This window comes from Chamaesiphon sp. VAR_69_metabat_338 (genome assembly GCF_031423935.1).
Lineage (GTDB): Bacteria > Cyanobacteriota > Cyanobacteriia > Cyanobacteriales > Chamaesiphonaceae > Chamaesiphon.
On the sequence record NZ_JANPGM010000026.1, the window covers coordinates 1 to 4,552 of the forward strand.

Here is a 4,552-nt window from a genome sequence, read left to right on the forward strand (position 1 = left end):
AATAATTGTCAAGATTGCCACGACAAATAAGCTGTCTATTTCCACGCCACCGACTAGACCTAAAATCGAAAAAATCCCAGTTGTAATAAAGACATCATGGAACAGAGCCACAAAGGCAAAGAAAGCATAGTCAAATTTGAACCGGAAGGTGAGATATAACAGAATCAATCCAAATGATAAGCCGATCGCAATCAAGCCATTTTTAAATAGTTCCTCGCCGAGGGTCGGCCCAACAGTATCATTTTGCGTTTTCTTAGGATCGAATTTACCAATTTTCTCACTCAGCGCGCTCTCTAGCTTAGTCCGAGCGTCAACTTTGAGATCTTTAGTTCTAATCGATAAACCTGTCGAATCTTTACCTACTACTTGAATGATCGGATCGACAATCCCCTGATTTTTGACAATCTCGCGCACGGTTGCAATATCGATCGGTTTACAATTATCGGCAATCGTACAGTCGAGTTCGTACTGTAATTTCGAGCCACCTGTAAAATCTAATCCTCTCCGCAACGGCGATCCGATTTCTGGATTCGTCCACGATAAAATCATTGAAACGATGCCCGACAAAATTACCGCACTAGATAGCAGCCACCACCATTTACGTTGTTTAGTAACACTGAATTTCTTCATAGAATATAGGGGATAGGGGATAGCTTATTTACTTAGTTACTAAGCTCGGAACATTGGGGGCAAACAGCTGAGTTTTTTGACGAAGAGCGGGAAAACCTAACACTAGTAATAGCAAAAATGTCCGAGTACAAGTCAGCGATGTAAATAGACTGATCGCGACCCCAACTGCTAAAGTGACGGCATATCCTTTAACCAATCCCGAACCGAAGAAGAACAGAGCACCGCAGGAAATCAACGTCGTGACATGGCTATCCAAGATACTATCGAATGCGCGGTGAAAACCTGCCTCTACCGACTTGTACAAAGTTTTACCTGTCTGGAGTTCTTCGCGGGTACGCTCGAAAATCAGTACGTTGGCATCGACAGCCATCCCGATACTGAGAATAAATCCAGCGATACCTGGAAGCGTCAAGGTAACATCTAAAATGTTAAAAGCGGCTAAGGAGAGGAGCGAGTAAATTATCAGCGCAAAGTCCGCCACTACTCCTGGCAAGCGATAATATACGCCCATAAAGATAGCGACTAATATCAAACCACCGATACCTGCATAAACACTACTTAAGATGCTGTCTCGTCCCAATGTCGCGCCAACCGTGCGGTTTTCGACAATTTCGACGGGGACAGGGAGCGAACCACCTCTGAGTTGTACGGCTAAGTCGTTGGCTGCTTCGGTAGTAAAGTTGCCTGTAATCACGGCTTTACCACCAGTAATCCCAGTGGCGGCAAATTGCGCGCCGACAGATGGGGTACTAATTGGGTCATTATCGAGGAAAACACCGATCGAGCGACCTGTCCCTGCTAAATTTTTGGTTAGTTTGGCAAAAGCATCGCCACCGGGGCCGTCAAATTCGATCGAGACTTCCCAAGCGCCAGCACTGACTGGTTCTGGGTTAGCGCGTCTGAGTTGCTTACCTGTAATTGCGGCGGGAGCGAATAATTTGCTAATTTCAACGTAAGATTTATCGATCGCGGCTTGATTTGCGGCGACTGCGGCCTTATCTGTGGATTTAGATTTTTTGAAGGTTGCTTGCTTGTCTTTAGCTTCTTTTAATTCAGTCAATCTTATTCCTAGTTCTCCCTCCGAGCCGGCTTTTTGCTCGCGAAATTCCAGTTGAGCCGTACCGCCGAGGACTCGCTCTGCTTGCTGCGGATCGTTGACTCCAGGTAATTGAACCAAAACCTGATTATTTCCAGTCGATTGAATCAGAGCTTCCGATACACCCAAACCATTAATCCGATTTTCAATCACCTTTTGCACCGCTTCGAGATCGGTTTGGGTAATGACTGGGTGCTCGGCGGTCGGTTTGACCTGAATGGTAAGTTGCGAACCGCCCTGTAAATCCAGTCCCAAGCGCATTGGCTTATTGACTAACAAGGTAATCGCAGCGATCAGCAAGACTAAGATTAAGCCTAAAATAACTCGCTGTTTTTGCATGATAAATATAAAAGTTTATTTAGTTGGGAGCTGGGAGTTGCGGCTGAAATCACGCGGAGGTTTCCTCCGCATGTGTTTCAGTCAAGACAGGGAGTTGGGAGTTAAATTGCAACAAGTAGAGCACTTTTCAACAGAGTTCGGAGAGTTGGAAGCTTCATAGCCGAATTCCGATCGTTAGCTAGTCATATTATCTGCGCACTCCCAACTCCGCACTCCCAACTCTCTTACAATTTGCCATCGACCATTTTTTCGATCGCTTCAGCAATCTGCGGTGGCTGAATGATCGTCAGGTATTCTAACTTTCCATTATAAGGAGTCGGAATATCCTGTGACGACATCCGCAAGACAGGCGCGTCTAGCTCGTCAAAGAAGTTGTCGTTGATCGAGGCGACGAGTTCGGCACCGATACCGCCAGTCCGCATACACTCTTCAACGATGATGACTTTGTGTGTCTTCTTAATTGATGCCCCAATTGTCTCCAGATCTAACGGCTTAAGCGAAATTAAGTCGATAATTTCGGGGTCGTAACCTTTGCCTTCGATGGATTTCATCGCTTGGGTGCAGTGGTGGCGCATCCGCGAGTATGTCAGCACGGTGACATCTTTCCCCGGACGAACGATTTCGGCTTTGTTTAGGGGCTGTAAATACTCTTCGTCGGGTAAATCTTCTTTGAGGTTATAGAGTAAAACATGCTCGAAGAATAAGACCGGATTTTCGTCTCTGATTGCCGATTTGAGCAATCCTTTGGCATTTCGCGGCGTCGAACAAGCGACGATTTTCAACCCAGGTACGGCTTGGAAATAAGCTTCCAACCGTTGGGAGTGTTCCGCACCTAACTGTCTGCCCACCCCACCAGGGCCGCGAATCACCAGCGGAATCGTGAAATTCCCCCCAGAGGTATAGCGCAACATCCCCGCATTATTGGAAATCTGGTTGAAGGCTAGGAGCAGAAACCCCATATTCATCCCTTCAATAATTGGGCGCAAACCAGTCATGGCAGCCCCTACCGCCATCCCAGTAAAACTATTTTCGGCGATCGGAGTGTCGAGTATCCGCAAGTCTCCATATTTTTTGTAGAGATCTTTGGTGACTTTATACGAACCGCCGTAATGTCCGACATCTTCACCCATCACCATTACTGCTGAATCTCGCGCCATTTCCTCGTCGATCGCGGCACGAAGGGCATTAAAAAATAGAGTTTCTGCCATGCTAGGTTTACAGTACTTGAATTTCTCAGATCTCACTCTAGCAGAAACAGTGAGAATAAGTGGCTAAATCAGTAATTCCCATCGATTAAGCCGCTTGACTGTGCCTAAGATCTGCTGAGGTTGACGCTCTAGCGCGTTTTGTCCTGTTGCCCAAATCTGGATCGGGAAGTGCAGCGCGATCGTGGGCGTAGCCGCGCTCGCTATAGGTCATCGAGTCAGTCCAGCATGAAAACCAGATATAATCAATTACTGAGCCAGCAAAGGTAATCTCGCGCCATGTCCACCGAACTCCAAACCCAGCTTCAAACCGAACTCGAAACTGCCGTCGAACATCGGCGCAATTTTGCGATTATTTCGCACCCCGACGCAGGGAAAACCACCCTGACAGAGAAACTCCTACTGTACGGGGGGGCAATTCATGAAGCGGGTGCCGTCAAAGCCAGACGCGATCAGCGCAAGGCGACATCGGACTGGATGGAAATGGAGAAACAGCGGGGGATTTCAATTACCTCGACGGTGTTGCAATTTGGCTATCAAGGATTTCAGGTAAATCTGCTGGATACACCCGGACACCAAGACTTTAGTGAGGATACCTATCGGACACTGGCTGCGGCTGATAATGCGGTGATGCTGATCGATGCTGCCAAGGGGTTGGAGCCGCAGACACGCAAGTTATTTGAAGTCTGTAAGCTGCGCGAGCTGCCGATTTTCACATTTGTGAATAAACTCGATCGACCTGGCCGCGAGCCATTAGAATTGCTAGATGAGATCGAGCAAGAATTAGGCTTACAAACCTACGCAGTCAATTGGCCGATCGGTACCGGAGACCGCTTTAAAGGCGTGTTCGATCGCTACCAGCAGAAAGTCCATTTGTTCGAGCGGACAGCGCATGGCAGCCGCGAGGCTACCGATACGGTGATGGATCTGCACGATCCGCGCCTGAAAGAAATCTTAGACAAAGAATTGTTCGACCAACTCCACAGCGATTTGGAACTCCTCGATGGGGTGGCTTCAGAATTAGATCTCGAAGCGATTCATGCCGGTTATATGACCCCCGTCTTCTTCGGCAGCGCGATGACCAATTTCGGGGTCGAGTTATTTTTACACTATTTCTTAGAATACGCCCTCAAACCAGGCAATCGCAATTCTAACGTCGGATCGATCGATCCGAGTTATCCCGAATTCTCTGGTTTTGTCTTCAAACTCCAAGCCAATATGGACCCCAAACATCGCGATCGCGTGGCGTTTATTCGCGTCTGTACGGGTAAGTTTGAAAAAG

At 47.6% G+C, this 4,552-nt stretch carries 4 protein-coding genes; 1 reads left to right on the plus strand and 3 read right to left on the minus strand.

Going from position 1 to position 4,552, the window contains the following annotated elements; all coding sequences use genetic code 11:
* The 3 genes from RMO84_RS00805 to RMO84_RS00815 form a co-directional block, all read right to left on the minus strand.
* A partial coding sequence (locus RMO84_RS00805; protein WP_310486521.1) for a protein translocase subunit SecF occupies positions 1 to 630 on the minus strand: 630 nt, incomplete at its 3' end.
* 28 nt (positions 631 to 658) lie between these two features.
* Positions 659 to 2,065, minus strand: a complete 1,407-nt coding sequence (gene secD / locus RMO84_RS00810; RefSeq protein WP_310486523.1) for a protein translocase subunit SecD — start codon at positions 2,063 to 2,065, stop codon at positions 659 to 661.
* Positions 2,066 to 2,289: 224 nt separating this feature from the next.
* Positions 2,290 to 3,273 (minus strand): alpha-ketoacid dehydrogenase subunit beta, encoded by a 984-nt coding sequence (locus RMO84_RS00815; RefSeq protein WP_310486524.1) that lies wholly within the window; start codon positions 3,271 to 3,273, stop codon positions 2,290 to 2,292.
* A 276-nt stretch (positions 3,274 to 3,549) separates the two neighbouring features.
* On the opposite strand from RMO84_RS00815, the gene RMO84_RS00820 reads away from it, so the two are divergent.
* Positions 3,550 to 4,552 (plus strand): peptide chain release factor 3 (locus RMO84_RS00820; protein WP_310486525.1); only part of this gene is annotated, 1,003 nt, incomplete at its 3' end.

Bases quoted from the DNA above. Each gene is read 5' to 3' on its own strand.
- secD (WP_310486523.1), bottom strand. From the start codon at position 2,065: ATGCAAAAACAGCGAGTTATTTTAGGCTTAATCTTAGTCTTGCTGATC.
- RMO84_RS00815 (WP_310486524.1), bottom strand. From the start codon at position 3,273: ATGGCAGAAACTCTATTTTTTAATGCCCTTCGTGCCGCGATCGACGAG.